Source organism: Desertibacillus haloalkaliphilus, from assembly GCF_019039105.1.
In the GTDB taxonomy this organism is placed as follows: Bacteria; Bacillota; Bacilli; order Bacillales; family KJ1-10-99; genus Desertibacillus; species Desertibacillus haloalkaliphilus.
Window position 1 is genome coordinate 1 of sequence record NZ_JAHPIV010000536.1, and the last position, 340, is coordinate 340.

The following is a 340-nucleotide window of genomic DNA, read 5'->3' on the forward strand; positions in this document are numbered from 1 at the left end:
ATTACGTACATCTAATAATGGCTGATTTGTCACCATCTTCACCTCATTCATCTTAGAAGACTTTGCATAATTAACGATTGAACTGGATTAATATTAATAATAGTAAAAAGATTGCGAAAATTTTAGTTACTTTTCTATATACGAGAAAGAATCTTTGTATTGCTTTAATTCAATACTTACATCAACAGAGATCACGCCATCCATATTAGCAAGTTCCTTGTTAACAAAACGAACAAGATCGTCATTGTTCTTAAAATAGGCTTGTAAAATTAGATCGTGACGACCAGAAAAGGCACCGACAAAACGAACTTCTTGATATCGATTCAGAGTTGTCGCAATT

1 protein-coding gene is annotated in these 340 nt (G+C 32.4%); it reads right to left on the reverse strand.

Features of this window, described 5'->3' with window-relative positions; all coding sequences use genetic code 11:
• Nucleotides 1-126: 126 nt before the first annotated feature.
• The coding region (locus tag KH400_RS23175; RefSeq protein ID WP_217228650.1) for an Lrp/AsnC ligand binding domain-containing protein at nucleotides 127-340 on the reverse strand (214 nt) is incomplete at its 5' end.